Genomic DNA, 17652 nt, shown 5'->3' with positions numbered 1-17652 from the left:
TGACAGCCGTCACGGCTTGCGGCTGCCGGAAAAATGCACATACAACGAATCGAGCACGGTGCCGATCTCTGCAAGCAGGGCATCGTCGTCCGCCACGCGCTTGCGAGCGCCTGCCAGGATGGCTTCGAACCCGCCGGCTTCCGGCGTGGCCGCGCCGCCCACATCGAGCGCATGCACCATGGCGCCCAGGCGCGCGAGGCCGGCATCGTCGTCGAGCCCAAAGCTGGCGACGAGCACCTCGAACGAAACGCGTTCGCCAACATGCGTGAAGGCGGCACCGTCAAAGTCGAAGCCGAGCGCATCGGCGGGGCAATCGGCCGGGCTGTCGAGCCACAGGAAGCGGGCGTGCGGATCGATGAAGCGCTGGATGAGCCAGGCGCTGGCAACGCGGTCCACCCACAGGTGCCGGCGGGTGGCCCACAGGCGGCCCTGATATTGGGTGCGATCGCGGCGGGGGATGCTGCCCGCGGCGGCGCGCGGTTCGCCCGGCGAGTGTGTGGCTTCGACCGCCGCGGCAAAGTCGCGCCATTGCGCATCGGCACGCACGGTCGCTTCATTGGAGAAGAAGTCGATCTTGCGGATGGCCTCGTAGGCGCGGGCATGGCGGCGCAGCAGCCGGTTGCGCTCGGCGGCGGGCAGGTCGGGGAGCGTCTTGCGCGCTTCGGACAGCTCGGCCAGCCACTCGGCGTAGTCGGGTGACCGGTCGAACAGGGCGCGGTAGGCCGCGTCTTCCGCCGCGTCGCCGGCCTGCAGGCGCAGCACCCAGGCCTGGCCGTCTTCCTGCAGCGTCTCGTCTGCCAGGTCGTTGAGCTGGGCGGCATGCTCGGCGCGCGCAGGCAGCAGGTAGACGCCATCGCGCAGCGCCGCACAGCCGATCGCCTTGATGGCGCGCCAGATGCGCATGCGCGCGGTGGCGCGGGCGGTCGGCAGGCTGACGATCAGCAGCAGCCAGGAATCGGGCGAGGCGGTCATGACGGCAGCATAGGCGTACGTCATAACCGCTGCAATCTTGTAGAGGTTCCTACATCAGCGCGGCGGGAGGTTCATGGCGTTGGTCAGGAACGCTCTGACGTCCGCCTCGGCGCGCTCAGCTTGCTGCAGGTTGGCGCCCGTGGAAACGCCCCGCACGGTGCAGCGCTTGTAGTCGGCCTCCATGGCCTGCAGGTTGGGGTATTTCTCGCCGCTCTGCAGCCGGTAGTACGCATCGTGCTGCACGTCGATCAGGGTCTGCGGACAATCGCGCGCCGTGGTGGCACCCGGAAAGTACTTGAAGTACGCACGCGTGCTGTCGAAGTCGTGATACGCGCCGGGGTAGACATGCACATCGACGGTCTGGCCGTCACGCTGCATGACCTCCGCCGCGTTGCGGCAGAGCTGCGCGGGCGTGTAGTCGTCTTTCTCGCCCAGCGCGAGCATCAGCGGGGCGCCGGACAGCGATGGCGGCGGGACCTCCCACCAGAGCGCCGAACACCCGGGGTAGAAGCCGATGAGCGCCGCAAACCGCGTGTCGTCATCGATGACGCCTTTGCGGAACGCGTCGAGTGTCATGTCCAGTGCCACACCGCCGCCGCGCGAAAAACCGATCTGCCCGATGCGCTTCGGGTCGATGCGCGGGTCGGTGCTCAGCAGCTTGAGCGCGAACAGCGCATCGGCGTCATTGGCGGCGGGGTTGAGCTGCGATTGGTTGTCCATCGTGTTGGCAATGCCGCGCGGGCCATACGAATCCACCACGAACGCGGCCATGCCCATCTGGTTGAAGAGCCGCACCCACCGGTCGACATCTTTCTGCTGCGGCCCGGCGGAGCCATGCGAAATCACCATCGCTGGCACCCGGCCCTGGAGGTTCTCGGGCAGATACAGCGTGCCCCAGATGGGCGTGGGCGTCTTGTCGAACTTGCGATGCACCAGCTCCCATTTGCTCTTGGGCGTGGCGCTGTTGAAGTGAATGCGGCCGGTGGGTTGTGCCGAGAGATCGTTGACGATTTGCTGCGCCGATGCGGGCAGTGCCAACGCCACGGCGGCAACGGCGGTAACAACAATGAACAGGTGACGCAACAAGCCGACGGTCGAACGCCTTCTCATGAGAATTCCTGGCGATGAAGTTGAAGCGCTGATTGTGCCGCGGGGAGACGGCAGGCGCAGCCATCTTTGTCGATCTAGAAATTCCACACCACACCGGCGCGCACGGTGCGTGGCTCGGCGGGATGAATGTGGCGGTCATTGATGCCCGTTGCCACGCCATTGGCATCCAGCGGTGACGCCTCGCCCTTGAGCAGGGATGCGTAGTAGTAGTCGATGTCGTTCACTTGCTTGTTGAGCACATTGAGCACCTCGACGAACACGCGCACGTTCTTCTGCAGCCGGTAACCCAGCTTGAGGTTGACCAGGAACGACGATGCCGATCGCACGCTGTTGTCTTCAACGAGCGGGCGCGGGCCGAAGTAGCGCAGCCGTGCGCCAAGCATCCAGCGGTCGTGCACCCACGACACGCCGGCCGAAGCGGTGGTCTGGATGGCCTCGGGGATGGTGTCGCCTGCCGGGTTGCTGTCGCGAAAGCGCGCGCGCGAGAAGGCCGCATCCGCATCCAGAATCAGTTCGGGCAGCGGTGTGTAGTAGGCCGCGAGTTCCACGCCCGTGCGGCGGCTCGGGCGGCTGGGCTCGGTGGTGCCGGTGTCGCCCGAGAAAACAAGTTCAGAGCCGATGTCCAACCGCCACAACGACGCGGAAAGCTGCAGGTTGGGGGCAAGCGCCCGCGTGCGCAGGCCGACCTCGTAGCCGGTGGCGGGGACGAGCACCGACACCTTCTGCACCGGGTCTGCGCTCACCGGATCGACGGTGGTGGTCGCGCCGCGCACGTCATTGCTGTGATAGCCCCGGCCCCAGTTCATGAACACATCGGTACGCGCCGTGGGCGACAGCACGACGCTCAGCTTGGGGCTCACGATGGGGTCCGTTCCATTGCCCGAATTGAGCGGGTTGCTGCTGGCGACGCTGTACCAAAACTGATCGGCCCGCACACCGGCGATGGTGCGCAGCCACGGCAGCCACTGCGTGCTGTTGCGCACGTAGAGCGCGGTGCTGGTTTCGTTCACGGTGTCGCTGCGTACCAGCGCGTACGGTTGCCGCGCCTGCGTGTTGGTCAGGCGGATCGGGTCCAGCCGGTCAAAGCGCGTCTGCGAGCCGACTTCCGTTTCGCTCTCACGCCCGGCAACGCTGCCCAGCCACGTGCGCGATGCATTCACGCCGGTGGTGACGCGGTTCTCGAACTGCTCGAACTGGTCGCCTTGCTCGGGGTTGTTGAGCGCATACGTAAAGTTGGAGAACAGCTGCAGCCGGCTCTTGATGACGTAGGCGTTGGCCTTGAACACCCCATCGGCAAGCGGCCGCAGCCAGTCGGCCGAGAGGCTGTAGCGGGACGCCGCGCCGCCATCGCTCGGGTCGATTGCGCCAAAGCGCGGGATCAGCCCTTCGTTGATGGCGCGCAACGGCACCTGGTCGGTGGATTGCCACGCGTTCTTGTAGGCCATGCCCGTCACGCTGATGCGCTCGCCCCCGCCCAGCGGCACGGTGTAGCGCAGCACGCCATTGAGCTTGTGCACGCCTTCGGGCACGGTCCACGGGCCGTTCTCGCCTAGCCATTCGAAGCCATAGAGCAGCGTGCCGGTGCCGACCGTGCTCGAGTTGGCCAGCAGGCCGCGCCGGTAGTTGTGCTCTCCCAGCTCCAGCTGCGCGATGCCCTGCGGCAGACGGCTCACGTAGTCCATCCGGACTGCACCGGCGGCGGAGAAGTCGCCTTCTTCCGCAAAGCTGGTGCCTTTCTTGTAGGCAATGCCGTCTACCAGTTCAGGGATGACGAAGTTCAGATCGGTGTAGCCCTGGCCGTGCGCGTGCGTACGCATGTTGACCGGCATGCCGGCCACCGTGGTGGCGAGATCCGTTCCGTGATCGAGGTTGAAGCCGCGCAGGAAGTATTGGTTGGCCTTGCCGTCGCCGCTGTGCTGCGTGACGATCAGGCCGGGCACGCTCTCCAGCAATTCCCCCGGCCGCAGCAGGGGGCGATTCTCCAACTGGGCGCGCGGCACATAGCCTTGGTTGGCGGCCTCGCCCGTGGCGGACGCGGCGCCTGCAGAACCACTGACCGTGACGGCCTCAAGCTGAAATTCCGGCTGCTGAAGACCGCCCGCATGAGCGATGCCTGAATGGCCCCATGTCCAGCACAGGCCCCACAGTGCCCCCATCGACCACGCGTAACGCGCCTGCATACCACGGCCCCCTTTTGCCCCGGATGTTGTTTGCGAAGTGTTATGCAAGCCTCATACCACATGTCGGTGGGCGCGGGGCTTAGGGGGCGAGGGCATGGCCGGTAGGGGACAAACGCTGTGCGGTGGCATCGACCTGCGCCTGGTTTCGCCTGCGGATGTCGCTCGGCATGCGCAGCAGCACCATGGCGAAATCCGTTCCGGCCCACGACCGCTCGTAGTGGCCTGATAGCCGGGGAAATCTTGCCCATCAGCGCGTCGGCATCGGCCCAGGTTCGCAGCTGGCTCCGGACGCAGGTCCAATCGCCCTTGTCGGCTGAGGCGTTGAGGTGCGCGATGAAATTGCGCATCGGTTTCACGTCGCGCGCATAGCGGGCCGCGTCGTCATAAAAGCCGGGTGGGTCGATCGTCTGGACAGGTGCGGACTGCATGCACCAGGCCGAAGCCTGCGCCGACGGCCAGCGAAACAGCCAACAACGTTCGAATGTACGCACGACGCATTTCGACCTCCGGGACGGGGCGGCAAAGGACGGCTGGCGAGGGAGGCTGGAGCGATCGGGCTTGCGAGAATGGCCGCCCGCACACGCAAAACGGCGGGGTTCGCGGCAGCGTTGACGGGCGTTGCAAACGGTAGCGACTATGAAAAAGGGCCGCATCGAGCGGCTCTTCTGACGTCAGTGGCAACGTGCTCTTACTGCACGTTATCCCCACCTTCCTGCGCCTCACGCTCTTCGCGTTCCTCGCGCTCTTCACGGGGCAGGGTCAGCATGCCGGTGTTGTAGACGTACTCATACACCTCGCCGTAACGGCCCCATTCGATGCCGATCTTGAGCACGCGCTCGGCTTCTTCGGGCTTGAGGTACGCCTCGAGCTCGCGCAGCACGTGCTCTTCGCGGATCTCGCCGTCTTCGTTGGCTTCCAGTTCGGCGCGGATGTGCGCGGCCAGGGCCACGCGCTCCAGCAGCTTCTGGCCGAACAGCACCTTGCGCTCGGGCGGTTCGGTTTCCATGTAGGTCTTGCCGAACGGCGTGACGATGATGTCGCCGCGCTCGATGGTGGCCAGTTGCAGCAGGGACAGCGCTTCGCACGCGGGCAGCAGGTCGTCGTCGGTCACGCCGGCTTCTTCTGCCAGGTGCGGCAGGTCGGCGCGGCCGTTGAACGGCGCTTCGACCAGCAAGTCCAGAATGGCCTCCATCTGGCCGATCTCGGCGTCGGGCAGGCGGTAGGCAAGCTGCTCGGCGGCGGGCTCGACGCCCAGATGCACGCCCACGCGCTGCGGCGAGGTCATCAGGCCATAGACCTCGTCGATGAGGTTGCGCACGGCGGCGGAATCGCGGTTGCGCGGGCGCGGGAACGGCACGCGCACCTCGGCGCGGATGCGCCCCGGATCGCTCGACAGGATCACGATGCGATCCGCCATCATTACCGCCTCTTCGATGTTGTGCGAAACGATGAGGATGCTCTTGATGTTGGTGCGGCGGTCTTCCCACAGGTCGAGCATTTCGTCGCGCAGGTTCTCGCCGGTCAGCACGTCGAGCGCGGAGAACGCTTCGTCCATGAGCAGGAGGTCAGGCTCGGTGACGAGCGCGCGCGCAATGCCCACCCGCTGGCGCATGCCGCCCGAGAGTTCGCGGGGCAGGGCGCTGTTGAAGCCGGACAGGCCGATCAGGTCGATGGCCTGTTCGGCGCGCTCTTCGCGCTCGGCCTTGGGCACGCCTTGCGCTTCGAGGCCCAGCTCCACGTTCTGCTGCACCGTCAGCCACGGAAACAGCGCGAAGGACTGGAACACCATCGCAATGCCCTGCACGGGGCCGGTGTACTCGCGCCCGCGAAACAGTACCTGGCCGCGATCGGCGCGCACGAGGCCCGCCATGATGCGAAGCAACGTCGATTTGCCCGAGCCCGATTTGCCCAGCATGGCGACGATCTCGCCCTGGCGCAGGTTGAGGTCCACGCCTTCGAGCACGGCGCGGTCGGTGTGGTCTGCGGTGCGGAAAATCTTCGAGACGCCGCGCAGCTCGATGACGCTTTCGCTGTTCGTGCCGGTGGTTGCCATGTTGGTGCTCTCTGCTATCTGTGCTTGGTAAGGTCGCCTGGGAACGTGCTCAAGATCCGTAGCGAGCGCCACGATCCTGAGCGTGTTCTTAGAGGCGGGTGCGCTCTTGAGCGATGTCGTACAGGCGGTTCCACAGCAGCCGGTTGAAACCGACCACGAAGAGGCTCATCACCCCAATGCCCAATGCAATGCGGGGGAAGTCGCCCTTGGCCGTCATCTCGGCGATGTAGCTGCCCAGGCCCGTGGCCGTGAGGGTGCGGTCGCCCCACGAAACGTATTCGGAGACGATGCTGGCGTTCCACGAGCCGCCCGCGGCCGTCACCAGGCCGGTGAGCAGGTTCGGGAACACCGCCGGGATCAGGAACCGCTTCCACATCAGCCAGCCGCGCAGGCCGAAGTTGCGGGCGGCGAGCTTGAGCTCGGTCGGGATGCTCGACGCGCCGGCGATCACGTTGAACAGGATGTACCACTGCGTGCCGAAGATCATCAGCGGGGACAGCCAGATCTCGGGATTCAGCGCAAAGCGCGCGATCAGCATCACCGCCAGCGGGAACATCAGGTTGGCCGGGAAGGCCGCCAGGAACTGCGCGACGGGCTGCGCGATGCGCGCGACGTTCGGGTTCAGGCCGATGCGGATGCCGATCGGCACCCACACCAGCGCCGCCAGGGCGATCAGCACGATCACCCGCACCATCGTCAGGAAGCCCAGCCAGAAGACGTGGCCCACTTCGGCCCAGCCGACTTCGGAGCGCACGAACTGCAGCACGTGCGCCACCGCCGCCAGCGCGGCAATGACGATGATGACGTCGGCCAGCCGGTGCGACCACGGAAAGCGCACGAAGCTGCTGCCGGCGCTGGCGGTCGGGCGCGTGCGGTCGGCGCCCCAGGCGAGCGTACGCTCGGCCAGCGCGGCGCCGCGTTCGAGCATCGCCTTGACCCACTCGGAGCGGCGCAGCAGATCCAGCAGCCACGATTGCGGCTCGCGCTCGGAAGACATCGCATCGAAGCGGAAGCGGTCTGCCCAGGCAATCAGCGGGCGGAACAGCAGCTGGTCATACAGGATGATGCCGATCAGCATGGCGACGATCGCCCAGCCGATGGCCGGCAGGTTCTGCTGCTGGATCGCCAGCGAGATGTACGAGCCGATGCCCGGCAGCTTGATGTCGTGGCCCGACACCGAAATCGCTTCCGACGCCACCACGAAGAACCAGCCGCCCGACATCGACATCATCATGTTCCACAGCAGCCCCGGCATGGCGAACGGTACCTCCAGGCGCCAGAAGCGCTGCCACTTGGACAGGCGGAACACCGTGGCCGCCTCTTCGAGATCGGTGGGGATGGTACGGAACGACTGGTACAGCGAGAACGCCATGTTCCACGCCTGCGACGTGAAGATGGCGAAGATGGCCGCGCATTCCACGCCCACCAGGTTGCCCGGGAACAGCGCAATGAAGCCCGTGACGGTAATCGACAGGAAGCCGAGCACCGGGATCGACTGCAGGATGTCGAGCGCCGGCACCATGACCTTCTCGGCCGTGCGGTTCTTCGACGCGATGGCCGCAAACGCAAACGAGAACGCCAGCGACGCACCCAGCGCCAGCAGCATCCGGATGCTGGTGCGCAGCAGGTAGTAGGGCAGTTGCGCCACGTCCAGGCTCACGTCGAGCGGCTCGCCGGGCGTGTACGGCACGTTCATCTGCCGGGCCGCATAGGCCACGAGCACGATGGCGGCCAGGATGATCGGCAGCAATGCCAGGTCGAACCGGTTGGGCGGCGCGGTCAGCAGGCTGCCGAAATTGACGCCCAGGTTGGTACCGAAGCGGCCCCGGATGGTGGTTTCGTTGTCGTTTTGCTGCATCGTGGATGACCGGGACGAGGATCGCGGGCCAAAAACCCAATAGCGGCGCGCGGGCCGGAAGTTGGCGCAGTACGTGGTGAGCGCGGTAGACCGCAGCGCTTTCACAAGCGTTGCTTGGCACCCGGCGGCAAGCCGCCTAGTTTACCTTGCGTAACGTCGGACCCCGGCGCGCGGTTGTCAGTCTGACGACGTCACATTCCAGAAATGTGACAGAGATGCGACAACCCGGCCTTGTCATGCTCCGCCCAACACATCGCCTGCGTTTTTGCCCCGGAGAGCCTCCATGTCCGCCATTGCGCAAGTGATCGTTACCGTACAGGGCCGCGTCCAGGGCGTCGGCTATCGCGCGGCCTGCGCCGAGCGGGCCCGCGCGCTCGGCCTGCGCGGCTGGGTGCGCAACCGCCGAGACGGGACGGTCGAGGCATTCCTGGCGGGCCCCGCGCCGAACGTGCTCCGCATGCGCGAATGGATGTGGGAAGGGCCCGACGCCGCGCAGGTCACGCAAGTCGAGGTGGCCAGCGCCCATGGCGAAACCCTGCCGCCCGGCTTCGAGGTGCGTCCGACCCTATGAGCGGCGCCGGCCGCGGGGCAGGCCGGCGGCGGGTCAGTAGACGTTCGGAACGATCATCTCTTCCGGCACGGGGTGGCGGATGTATTCCGCGTGATACACCCGCTCGGGCAGCACCACCGCCGGATGCGGCACGGGGTGATACGGCACCTGGCCCAGCAGATGGTGGATGCAGTTCAGGCGCGCGCGCTTCTTGTCGTCGGCCAGCACCACCCACCACGGCGATTCCGGAATGTGCGAGCGCTCGAGCATCGCCTCCTTGGCCTGTGTATAGGCTTCCCAGCGGCGGCGGCTCTCCAGGTCCATCGGGCTCAGCTTCCACTGCTTGAGCGGATCGTCGATGCGGCTCTGGAACCGCACTTCCTGCTCTTCATCCGTAACGGAGAACCAGTACTTGACGATCTGGATGCCGGAGCGCACGAGCATCTTTTCGAACTCCGGCACCGAGCGGAAGAACTCTTCGTATTCCTCGTCGGTGCAGAAGCCCATCACGCGTTCGACGCCGGCGCGGTTGTACCAGCTGCGATCGAACAGGACGATCTCGCCGGCGGCGGGCAGATGCGCTACGTAGCGCTGGAAATACCACTGCGTGCGTTCGCGGTTGGTGGGCGCCGGCAGCGCGGCCACGCGGCACACGCGCGGGTTCAGCCGCTGCGTGATGCGCTTGATGGCGCCGCCCTTGCCGGCGGCGTCGCGGCCCTCGAAGATCACGACGAGCCGGTGGCCGGTCTCGATCACCCAGTCCTGCAGCTTGACGAGTTCGCCCTGCAGGCGGAACAGCTCGCGGAAGTACATGCGCCGCGTTTCGCGCGCTTCCTCGCTGATGCCCTCGCCGCCGCCGAGCAGGTGGTCGTCGATTTCCATCTCCAGCTCCTCGTCCAGCGTGTCGAGGAGGTCTTCCTGCAGGCGCGCCTGCCGCGCTGCGTCGCGTTCGCTCATGGTGTGTTGCTCCTGCCGATCTTGCCGAGAGTGCCGAGAGGGGCGCTGCGCACGGACCGCGCAGTACAAGTCTAAGCCCGACTAGGTAGCACGGGCATGTGGCAGGGGAGTGACATGTGGGCTCTCAGCCAGCTGGAGGTGGCAGCCAGTTCGCATCCCGCAGCCGCTGCTTTACGGCTTCACTTGTGGCTCGATGCGCAGGAATCGTGCGGTCGTACAGTTCGCGCGTCGTAACGATGTATGTGCCCAGCGAATCAATCGCATGAACCTCAACAGGCGCCGGCAACGAGGGCACGCTCTCCTTTGGCTTGTTGCCATAGACGAACCAATATACCGGCGGCACCGAAAAATCGGTGTCGTTAATGTCGGTGTGGTCGATCCAGGCCCAATCCGGCTTCCAGCACTTCACGGAGGCGACGAACAGTCGTTCAAGCGTGGAGGCGTTGAGGATTGTTTCGGCGATTGGGCCTTTGTTGGGGAAATCGACTTCCGCATTGTTAGAAGCATCTTCGCCGGCACGTCCCAGCCCGGCATGAATTGCTGCACAATTATTTTTCGAACTGAATAAAAGTGCGCTGAAACCAACCTCCGGATAAGTTCTATCCAGTGGAACGCCTTTTCTATCTCCATTTACCGTAGAAATTACTTTTTTATTAATCTCAGATATGTCATCTGGAAATTCAAAGAACCTCGATCGATAGTCGTCGTAATACCAGGTAAATTCCGGAAGAATTTCCCGCACAATCCCAACAAAATCTTTTATCTGAGCGGCACACTCTCCAGCGCTTTGCAGGCGCGCCCCCCAGATACAGCTCACTCTGTAATTTTTTGAATTTCATTTCATCGTTCATCGCTCGTTAGAATGATCCATTTGAACCACTGTTCTTATTTAATGCATCTTCCACGTCTTTGTCGGGTGCTACCGGATCCAACGTTAGGTCTTATGCAGCCGGCTTTCCGTCAAACGTTGTCAATTCACGCGGAAATGCGCGCGTCACAGCGCGCCGCCACCGGCAGATGCAAACGCGGCCACACGTGGCGATAGGGCGTTTGGGTTCTCCCGTTCGCCAATGGTGAGGTCGTTCTCTCCACGCGGGTCTTCTCCAGCGAGTTTGCGCGACGTGTCAGTTGAGAGATTCGCGAGGTGGCAGCCAGACGCAGCAGGCGGCAAAACGGAAGGGCGCTGGATGGTGCGGTTGCGTGGGGAGATTCACGCGACGCAAACCACGCGGACGGTGCGCTCCAGTGGTGTGCGGGGTCACGCAGGCGGCCCCGCGCATCGCCCTGGGTGGCGGTGGATTTGGAGAACTGCGCTGGCGTCGTACCAGCGCAGACGGCGCTTGACGATGGCTAGGGACGCGGGGCGTCACACCGCCCAAAGGCTTAACTGGATTCGCCTTCCAGCATGAACTTGGCGCCGTCGTCCTGGCCGAGCAGGCGCACCAGCGTGGGCAGGGCTTCCTGCAGTTGCGCCTTGAGCGTCCACGGCGGGTTGACGATGAACATGCCGCTGCCGTGCAGGCCCAGGCCGCCTTCGACGGGGCGCCTGACGGTGAGCGTGACGTGCAGCCAGTCCGTGAGTCGCAACTGCTTCAGGCGCGCCGGAAACTGCGCCGCTTCACGCCGCTGCACCTGCGGATACCAGATCGCATACATGCCGGTGGCAAAGCGCTGCAGGCTGTCCTGCACGGCCTGCACGGTGCGGGCGTAGTCGTGCTTGTCTTCGAAGGACGGGTCGATCAGCACCAGCGCGCGGCGCGGCGGCGGCGGCAGGATCGCCTTGATGCCGGCAAAGCCGTCGCCGTCGTACAGCATGACCTTGCGGCCTGCACCGCGGAAGTTGTTGGACAGCACCTTGATTTCGGAGCTGTGCAGCTCGAACAGGCGCAGGCGATCGGCGTCGCGCAGCATCTGCCACGCCAGCCACGGCGATCCGGGGTAGTGCCGGAGTTCGCCGTTCGGGTTCAGTTCGCGCACCTGATCGAGGTACGCATCGAGCAACGGCGGCAGCGTTTCACCGCCTTCGGCCGCGCGCCACAAGGGGCCGATGCCGGTATCGAATTCGGCCTTCTTCTGCGCCCATTCGTGATCCAGCGCGTAGAGGCCGGCACCAGCATGCGTGTCGATGTACCAGAACGGCTTGTCCTTCTGCGTGAGGTAATCGAGCATCTGCACAAGCACAGCGTGCTTGAGGACATCGGCGTGATTGCCGGCGTGGAAGGCGTGGCGGTAACTGAGCATCGGCGGGCCATGTGCGCCCGGAGTATCAGGCGCGGGCAGGGAAAACGGTAGGCGCGAATCCTACCACCGCGCCGGGTGCGTCCCCAGCGGGACGCTGGGCAGCGCCCAGTGCGGCGGCGTGTCGGAAAGCTGCCCCGCGTGGCGCAACGCCGTGAGGGCGCCGAAGCCGGACGGCGTCGTCTCGAGGTACGCGCCGATGTCTTCGTAGCGCGGGTCGGCCGCGTCAAAGCCGTTGGAGACGCGGCCGAAGCCGCGCAGCCAGTGCGCCGTCTGCGCGAGCGACACGCGCACGTGCCAGCTCCCCCCTTCGGTCATGCGGCGCGCGAGCGCTGCCATCGCGCCGGCGGCCATCAGATAGCCGGCGCCGTGGTCCAGTGCCTGCGCGGGCAATGCACGCGGCCTGGCGTCGCCCGCCGCCTGGGCTTCCGCCCAGTTGAAACCGCTGGCGGTCTGCACGAGCGAGTCGAAGCCTCGGCGATTGGCCCACGGGCCGTCATAGCCGTATGCACACAGGCTGACGTAGACGATGCCGGGGCGCAGTGCGGCAACCTGCTCGGGACCAAACTGCAGCGCCGCCAGGCCGCCCGGTCGATAGCCCTGCACGAAGATATCGGCGTCGCGCAGCAGCGTGCGGAGTTGCTGGGCAGCGGCTGCATCGCGCAAATCGAGTTGCGCGGAGCGCTTGCCGCGCCCGGTGTCGATCACCAGCGGAGGGATGGCGGGCAGATGCGGCCCCGTGACGAGCAGCACATCGGCCCCATGCGCGGCGAGCGTCCGCCCGCAGACGGGCCCGGCAATCACGCGCGTGAGATCGAGCACGCGCACGCCCGAGAGCGGTCGGCCCTGGGCATGTGCGGGCAATGGCTGCGGTGGCGCATCGCCGATGCGCTCGATTGTCATCAGCGGCTGGCTGGCGACGGCGATGCCTTGCGGGTGCGCGTCCCACTCTTCAAACGTACGCGCCGCGGTGACGACCATGCCCGCCTGCGCCGCCGCGTCTTCAAACGCTTCGGCCTTCCATTGGCTCAATGCAGCGGCCACGGCGTCGCGGTCATACGCGCAGCCGAGCAGCTTGAGCACGCCGTCACGGTGATGTGGGAAGTTGGTATGCAGGCGCACCCAGCGCCCGTCGCCGCAGCGGTAGAGTCCGGCGATCTTGTCCCATGGCTCGGGCGGCAATTGGCCGTCGACGCGGAAGTAGCGCTCGGAGCGGAACTCCAGCGCGGCGTGGTGCATGTCGACCGACACCGTCTGCTCGCGCCCGGTGCGCAGCGTATCGACGTGCGCGGCGGCCAGGGCGGCGGCCGCGATGGTGCTCTGCGCGAGCGTGCCGACCGCAAAGGATGAGGGGAGCGCGGGCTCGGCGCCCGTCAGGCTGACCCGCGACAACGCCTGCGCCGGCTGACCGAGCGCCGCCCACAGCTGGGCAAGCGCATCGGCGGCTGTCACGGGTTGCACGGTGTCCTGAAGATCAGGCCTGCGGAATCTCGATCTTCACCTCGAGCACTTCCAGGTTGTCCTGGCGCTCGAGGTTGACCTTGATGTCGTCGTTGCCGATCTTCACGTACTTCGAGATCACGGCCACCAGCTCGCGTTGCAAGGCGGGCAGGTAGTCGGCGGGCGCACCGCTGGCGGTGCGTTCGTGGGCGAGGATGATCTGCAGGCGTTCCTTGGCGACGGTTGCAGTCTTCTTCTTCTCGCCCAGCAGGAAAGACAGAATCGACATGGATGTGCGTCTCCTTATTTTCCGCCGCCGAACAGGCGCTGCAGGAAGCCCGGCTTGTTGTATTCGACGTAGCGCAGCTCCTTCTCCTTGCCGAGGAAGCGGTCGATCACATCGTGATAGGCGTTGGCGACGTCCGTGCCTTCGAGGTGGATGGCAGGCAGGCCCTGGTTGGACGCCTGCAGCACGGCCTCCGATTCCGGAATCACGCCGATCAGCTTGATGCGCAGGATTTCCTGGATGTCGGTGAGCGACAGCATCTCGCCTTCGGACACGCGCTTCGGGTTGTAGCGCGTGAGCAGCAGGTGTTCCTTGATCGGCTCCTTGCCTTCCACCGCGCGGCGCGACTTGGACGACAGGATGCCCAGGATGCGGTCGGAGTCGCGCACCGAAGAGACTTCCGGGTTCGTCACCACGATGGCCTCGTCGGCAAAGTACATCGCCATCAGCGCGCCCGACTCGATACCGGCCGGCGAATCGCAGACGATGTATTCGAAGCCCATTTCCTTCAGGCCTTCGATCACCTTCTCGACGCCTTCACGCGTGAGCGCATCCTTGTCGCGCGTCTGCGAGGCGGGAAGGATGAAGAGGTTTTCGCACTTCTTGTCCTTGATGAGGGCCTGGTTCAGGTTGGCCTCACCGTGGATCACGTTGATCAGGTCATACACCACGCGGCGCTCGCAGCCCATGATGAGGTCGAGGTTGCGCAGGCCGACGTCGAAGTCGATGACGGCGGTCTTGTGGCCGCGCAGCGCAAGGCCGGCAGAAAATGCCGCACTGGTGGTCGTCTTGCCGACGCCGCCCTTGCCGGAGGTGACTACGATGATCTTGGTCATGGCTCGTATATCTGTAAGTTAAATCGCTCGGTTACTTCATCCGCAACGGTTCGAAAACCAGCGTGTTGTCCGCGAGCCGGACCTGCGCAGGCTTGCTGGCATAGGCGTCGGGCCACGGGGTTTCGCCGGTGCGGTAGATGCCGGCGATGGAAATCAGTTGGGGCTCCAGGCACGTGCAGAAGATGCGCGCGTCCAGATTGCCCTTCACGCCCGCCAGCGCACGGCCGCGCAGCGTGGCATACACGTAGATGTTGCCCTCGGCGATCACCTCGGCGCCGTCGCTCACCAGATCCAGCACGACGAGGTCGCCGCGCGCATAGATGCGCTGGCCGGAGCGCAGCGGGCGGTCGACGATCATGGTGCCGGGCTGCATGGCCACGGCTTCGGCGGGTGGTGCAGAAGGGGCGGGCGCGGCGGTATCGGACGCCTGGGCGTGCTCGGGGTCCTTGGCGTCTTTCTCGCCGCGCGGGCGACGGCCGTGGCTGTCGAGCAGCGGCAGGCCAAAACCCTGTGCCCACTCGGCCTGCTCGGGACTGGCCACCACGCCGATCGCGCGGGCGTGCAACCCTGCCAGGGTCTCGACCAGACGGTCGATGGGCAGGCGCTCGTCTTCGGCAAGGCGGCGCACGTCGATGGCGATCACGTCGTTGGAGAAGAACTCCGGCGTGTCGGCAAAGCGTCGCGTGAGTTCGGCGGCCAGGGCGTCCATGTCGGCGGTGCGCGGCGACAGCAGCAGGGCATCGACGGTGCCGCTGCGGATCTCGAACAGCGGCGCTTTCTTTTGAGACATAGAACGGCTACGCGGAAAAATGGGCTCATTCTAACGTTGTTGACGAAACGTCCAGGATTTTTTGCCCCCGCCGATCCCCCGTCTGGCCGAGAGCGCCGGCCGGTGCCCTTTTCGGCCAGGCCGCCCCGCGCGCAAATGTCATCCGATGGTCACGGCACCGTCATGCGCGCTTCCGATACTCCCCGCTTCTGAGCCCCGGCCCAGCCCGCAGTTCTTTCGTGCTGCGCAAACGATCGCGCACACGCTCGGCAGTTCGTAGTCCGCAGTTTGCCGTTCGCAGACCACAAGAAGATCTTCAGGGAGAAGTTCATGCGAGTCCGACCGTTGTGTTCGGCGGCGTTGCCGCTTGCCGCGTTTTTGTCGCTGTCACTGGCTGCCTGCGGCGGCAGTGACGATAGCCCGTCCAGCGGGGCTAGCACGCCGGCCGCGACGGCCGCACCCGCCGGCACCAAGGCCACGCTGGCCGTGCTGGAGACCACCGACTTGCACACCAACGTGCTGTCGTACGACTACTTCAAGCTGGCCGCCGACAATTCGTTCGGCTTCGAACGTGTTTCCACCCTCATCAACCAGGCGCGTGCTCAATTCCCCAACACGCTGCTGCTGGACAACGGCGACACCATCCAGGGCACCGCGCTGTCGGACTACCAGGCCATGGTCAGCCCCGTCACGTGCGACCAGACGCTGGCGATCTACAAGGTGATGAACGCGGCCAAGTACGACGGCGGCGGCATCGGCAACCACGAGTTCAACTACGGCCTGCCGTATCTGTCGCAGGTCACGGGCAACACGTTCAACGTGGACGGCCTGCCCGATCCGGCATTGCAGAAGAAATGCGCGGGCCCGGCCTTCCCGCAGGTGCTGGCCAACGTGATGAGCGCGAAGACCAACGCGCCGCTGTTCCAGCCGTACACGATCATCACCAAGACAGTCACGGCCACGGCGCCGGACGGCAGCACGGTCAGCGCGCCGGTCAAGGTCGGCATCATCAGCTTTACGCCGCCCACCATCACGAGCTGGGACAAGCGCTGGCTCGACGGCAAGGTCTACACCGTCGGCATCAAGGAAACGGCGGCCAAGTACATCCCGGAAATGCGTGCGAAGGGCGCTGACCTCGTGGTGGCGATTTCGCACGGCGGGCTCGACAACTCGACGTATTCGCCGACGATGGAAAACGGCAGCTGGTGGCTCTCCACCGTGCCGGGCATCGATGCCATGCTGATCGGCCACTCGCACCAGCTCTTCCCCGATGCCAACAGCACGGTGAGCCAGTTCAACCTGCCCGGCGTGGACAAGGTCAAGGGCACGGTCAACGGCGTGCCGACCGTGATGGCGAACTACTGGGGCAAGCACCTGGGCGTCATCAAGCTCGGCCTGACGTTTGACGGCAAGACCTGGAACGTGGACAAGACGCAGACCACGGTCGAAGCGCGCTCGATCCAGAACGCCGACAAGACGTATGTGGCCGCCGACCCCACGGTCTCCGCCGCCATCGCCGCCGAGCACCAGGCGACGATCAACTACGTGAAGACGCCGGTGGGCAGCACGGACTTCCACATGAGCACGTTCTTTGCCGACGTGGGCGACCCGGGCGCGATCGAGATCGTCAACCAGGCGCAGGCCGATTACGTGTCGAACTACATCCAGGCGAACCTGCCGCAGTATGCGTCGCTGCCGGTGCTGTCGGTGAGCGCGCCGTTCAAGAGCGGCTTTGGTGGCGCGACCGATTTCACCGATGTGGCGGCCGGCCCGCTGGCGATCAACAACGCGGCCGACCTGTACCTGTATCCGAACACGGTCTACGCCGTGAAGGTGAGCGGTGCCGACATCAAGAACTGGCTCGAAACCGCCGCAAAACGCTTCAACACCATCGACCCCAACAGCGCGACGGTGCAGAAGCTGGTGAGCACGTTCCCGGGTTACAACTTCGACATGTTCACCACGCCGGACCTGACGTATGAAATCGACGTGACGCAGCCCGTGGGCAGCCGCATCAAGAACCTGCAGTACAAGGGCGCGGCCATCGACCCGGCCGGCCAGTTCATCGTCGCCACCAACAACTACCGCGCCAGCGGCGGCGGCAACTTCCCGGGCCTGGACGGCAGCAAGACAATCTATGCGTCGCCGGATGCCAACCGCGATGTGCTGATCAGCTACATCAAGAAGATCGGCAGCGTGAAGCGCGCCACCAATGGCTCGCAGCGCAGCTGGCGCTTCACGAAGCTGGCGAGCTCGGTGGCGCAGGTGCAGTTCACGTCGGCACCCAACCGGATTGCCGATGCCACGGCTGCGGGCATCACGAACGTCACGCAGGTGGCGGCCGATGACGGCTCGGGCAAGGGCCTGGCGGTGTACCAGATCGACCTGACGCAGTAAGCAGGA

At 65.4% G+C, this 17652-nt stretch carries 14 protein-coding genes; 2 read left to right on the top strand and 12 right to left on the bottom strand.

All coding sequences use genetic code 11. The annotated features are described in order from the left end of the window. Positions 1 to 9: 9 nt before the first annotated feature. From TK49_RS02725 to TK49_RS02705, 5 genes are all read right to left on the bottom strand, one after another. On the bottom strand, positions 10 to 972 hold the full coding sequence (locus TK49_RS02725) for a chromate resistance protein ChrB domain-containing protein (RefSeq protein ID WP_045787710.1): 963 nt from the start codon (positions 970 to 972) through the stop codon (positions 10 to 12). Positions 973 to 1026: 54 nt separating this feature from the next. Beyond that, complete coding sequence (locus TK49_RS02720) at positions 1027 to 2082, bottom strand: dienelactone hydrolase family protein (protein WP_045785335.1); 1056 nt, start codon at positions 2080 to 2082, stop codon at positions 1027 to 1029. 74 nt (positions 2083 to 2156) lie between these two features. Then, complete coding sequence (locus TK49_RS02715) at positions 2157 to 4238, bottom strand: TonB-dependent receptor (RefSeq protein WP_240479961.1); 2082 nt, start codon at positions 4236 to 4238, stop codon at positions 2157 to 2159. A gap of 712 nt (positions 4239 to 4950) precedes the next feature. Further along, positions 4951 to 6315, bottom strand: a complete 1365-nt coding sequence (locus TK49_RS02710) for an ABC transporter ATP-binding protein (protein ID WP_045785333.1) — start codon at positions 6313 to 6315, stop codon at positions 4951 to 4953. A gap of 88 nt (positions 6316 to 6403) precedes the next feature. Continuing rightward, a complete protein-coding gene (locus TK49_RS02705; protein WP_045785332.1) occupies positions 6404 to 8173 on the bottom strand; it encodes an ABC transporter permease in 1770 nt (589 codons plus the stop codon). A 283-nt stretch (positions 8174 to 8456) separates the two neighbouring features. Between TK49_RS02705 and TK49_RS02700 the strand changes: the two genes are divergently transcribed. After that, entirely contained in the window at positions 8457 to 8744 is a 288-nt protein-coding gene (locus TK49_RS02700) for an acylphosphatase (protein WP_045785331.1), read from the top strand. 33 nt (positions 8745 to 8777) lie between these two features. Here the strand turns inward: TK49_RS02700 and ppk2 are convergent, their stop codons facing one another. The 7 genes from ppk2 to minC form a co-directional block, all read right to left on the bottom strand. After that, complete coding sequence (ppk2, locus tag TK49_RS02695; protein WP_045785330.1) at positions 8778 to 9680, bottom strand: polyphosphate kinase 2; 903 nt, start codon at positions 9678 to 9680, stop codon at positions 8778 to 8780. 124 nt (positions 9681 to 9804) lie between these two features. Further along, positions 9805 to 10497: an Imm52 family immunity protein gene (locus tag TK49_RS23945; RefSeq protein WP_082076274.1), complete on the bottom strand. Its 693-nt coding sequence runs from the start codon at positions 10495 to 10497 to the stop codon at positions 9805 to 9807. Between the two features lie 566 nt (positions 10498 to 11063). Next, positions 11064 to 11921, bottom strand: coding sequence for a 23S rRNA (adenine(2030)-N(6))-methyltransferase RlmJ (locus TK49_RS02685; RefSeq protein WP_045785328.1), 858 nt, complete (start codon positions 11919 to 11921; stop codon positions 11064 to 11066). Between the two features lie 60 nt (positions 11922 to 11981). Next, positions 11982 to 13379 (bottom strand): CoA transferase, encoded by a 1398-nt coding sequence (locus TK49_RS02680; RefSeq protein ID WP_045785327.1) that lies wholly within the window; start codon positions 13377 to 13379, stop codon positions 11982 to 11984. Between the two features lie 13 nt (positions 13380 to 13392). Further along, on the bottom strand, positions 13393 to 13647 hold the full coding sequence (gene minE / locus TK49_RS02675) for a cell division topological specificity factor MinE (protein WP_024977189.1): 255 nt from the start codon (positions 13645 to 13647) through the stop codon (positions 13393 to 13395). A 14-nt stretch (positions 13648 to 13661) separates the two neighbouring features. Next, complete coding sequence (minD, locus tag TK49_RS02670; protein ID WP_045785326.1) at positions 13662 to 14480, bottom strand: septum site-determining protein MinD; 819 nt, start codon at positions 14478 to 14480, stop codon at positions 13662 to 13664. Positions 14481 to 14511: 31 nt separating this feature from the next. Next, on the bottom strand, positions 14512 to 15270 hold the full coding sequence (gene minC, locus TK49_RS02665) for a septum site-determining protein MinC (protein ID WP_045785325.1): 759 nt from the start codon (positions 15268 to 15270) through the stop codon (positions 14512 to 14514). 309 nt (positions 15271 to 15579) lie between these two features. Between minC and TK49_RS02660 the strand changes: the two genes are divergently transcribed. Beyond that, positions 15580 to 17646 (top strand): bifunctional 2',3'-cyclic-nucleotide 2'-phosphodiesterase/3'-nucleotidase, encoded by a 2067-nt coding sequence (locus tag TK49_RS02660; protein ID WP_045787709.1) that lies wholly within the window; start codon positions 15580 to 15582, stop codon positions 17644 to 17646. Positions 17647 to 17652: the final 6 nt, after the last annotated feature.

Origin of the sequence: Ralstonia mannitolilytica, assembly GCF_000954135.1 — a bacterium.
Taxonomy (GTDB): domain Bacteria; phylum Pseudomonadota; class Gammaproteobacteria; order Burkholderiales; family Burkholderiaceae; genus Ralstonia; species Ralstonia mannitolilytica.
Note: the sequence above shows the minus strand (reverse complement) of the source record. Positions and strands in the feature narration are given on the sequence as shown.

Coding starts and splice junctions, on each gene's coding strand:
- TK49_RS02710 (WP_045785333.1), bottom strand. CDS start 6,315: ATGGCAACCACCGGCACGAACAGCGAAAGCGTCATCGAGCTGCGCGGC.
- minE (WP_024977189.1), bottom strand. CDS start 13,647: ATGTCGATTCTGTCTTTCCTGCTGGGCGAGAAGAAGAAGACTGCAACC.
- ppk2 (WP_045785330.1), bottom strand. CDS start 9,680: ATGAGCGAACGCGACGCAGCGCGGCAGGCGCGCCTGCAGGAAGACCTC.
- minC (WP_045785325.1), bottom strand. CDS start 15,270: ATGTCTCAAAAGAAAGCGCCGCTGTTCGAGATCCGCAGCGGCACCGTC.
- TK49_RS02685 (WP_045785328.1), bottom strand. CDS start 11,921: ATGCTCAGTTACCGCCACGCCTTCCACGCCGGCAATCACGCCGATGTC.
- TK49_RS02715 (WP_240479961.1), bottom strand. CDS start 4,238: ATGGGGGCACTGTGGGGCCTGTGCTGGACATGGGGCCATTCAGGCATC.
- minD (WP_045785326.1), bottom strand. CDS start 14,480: ATGACCAAGATCATCGTAGTCACCTCCGGCAAGGGCGGCGTCGGCAAG.
- TK49_RS02720 (WP_045785335.1), bottom strand. CDS start 2,082: ATGAGAAGGCGTTCGACCGTCGGCTTGTTGCGTCACCTGTTCATTGTT.
- TK49_RS02705 (WP_045785332.1), bottom strand. CDS start 8,173: ATGCAGCAAAACGACAACGAAACCACCATCCGGGGCCGCTTCGGTACC.
- TK49_RS02725 (WP_045787710.1), bottom strand. CDS start 972: ATGACCGCCTCGCCCGATTCCTGGCTGCTGCTGATCGTCAGCCTGCCG.
- TK49_RS02700 (WP_045785331.1), top strand. CDS start 8,457: ATGTCCGCCATTGCGCAAGTGATCGTTACCGTACAGGGCCGCGTCCAG.
- TK49_RS02660 (WP_045787709.1), top strand. CDS start 15,580: ATGCGAGTCCGACCGTTGTGTTCGGCGGCGTTGCCGCTTGCCGCGTTT.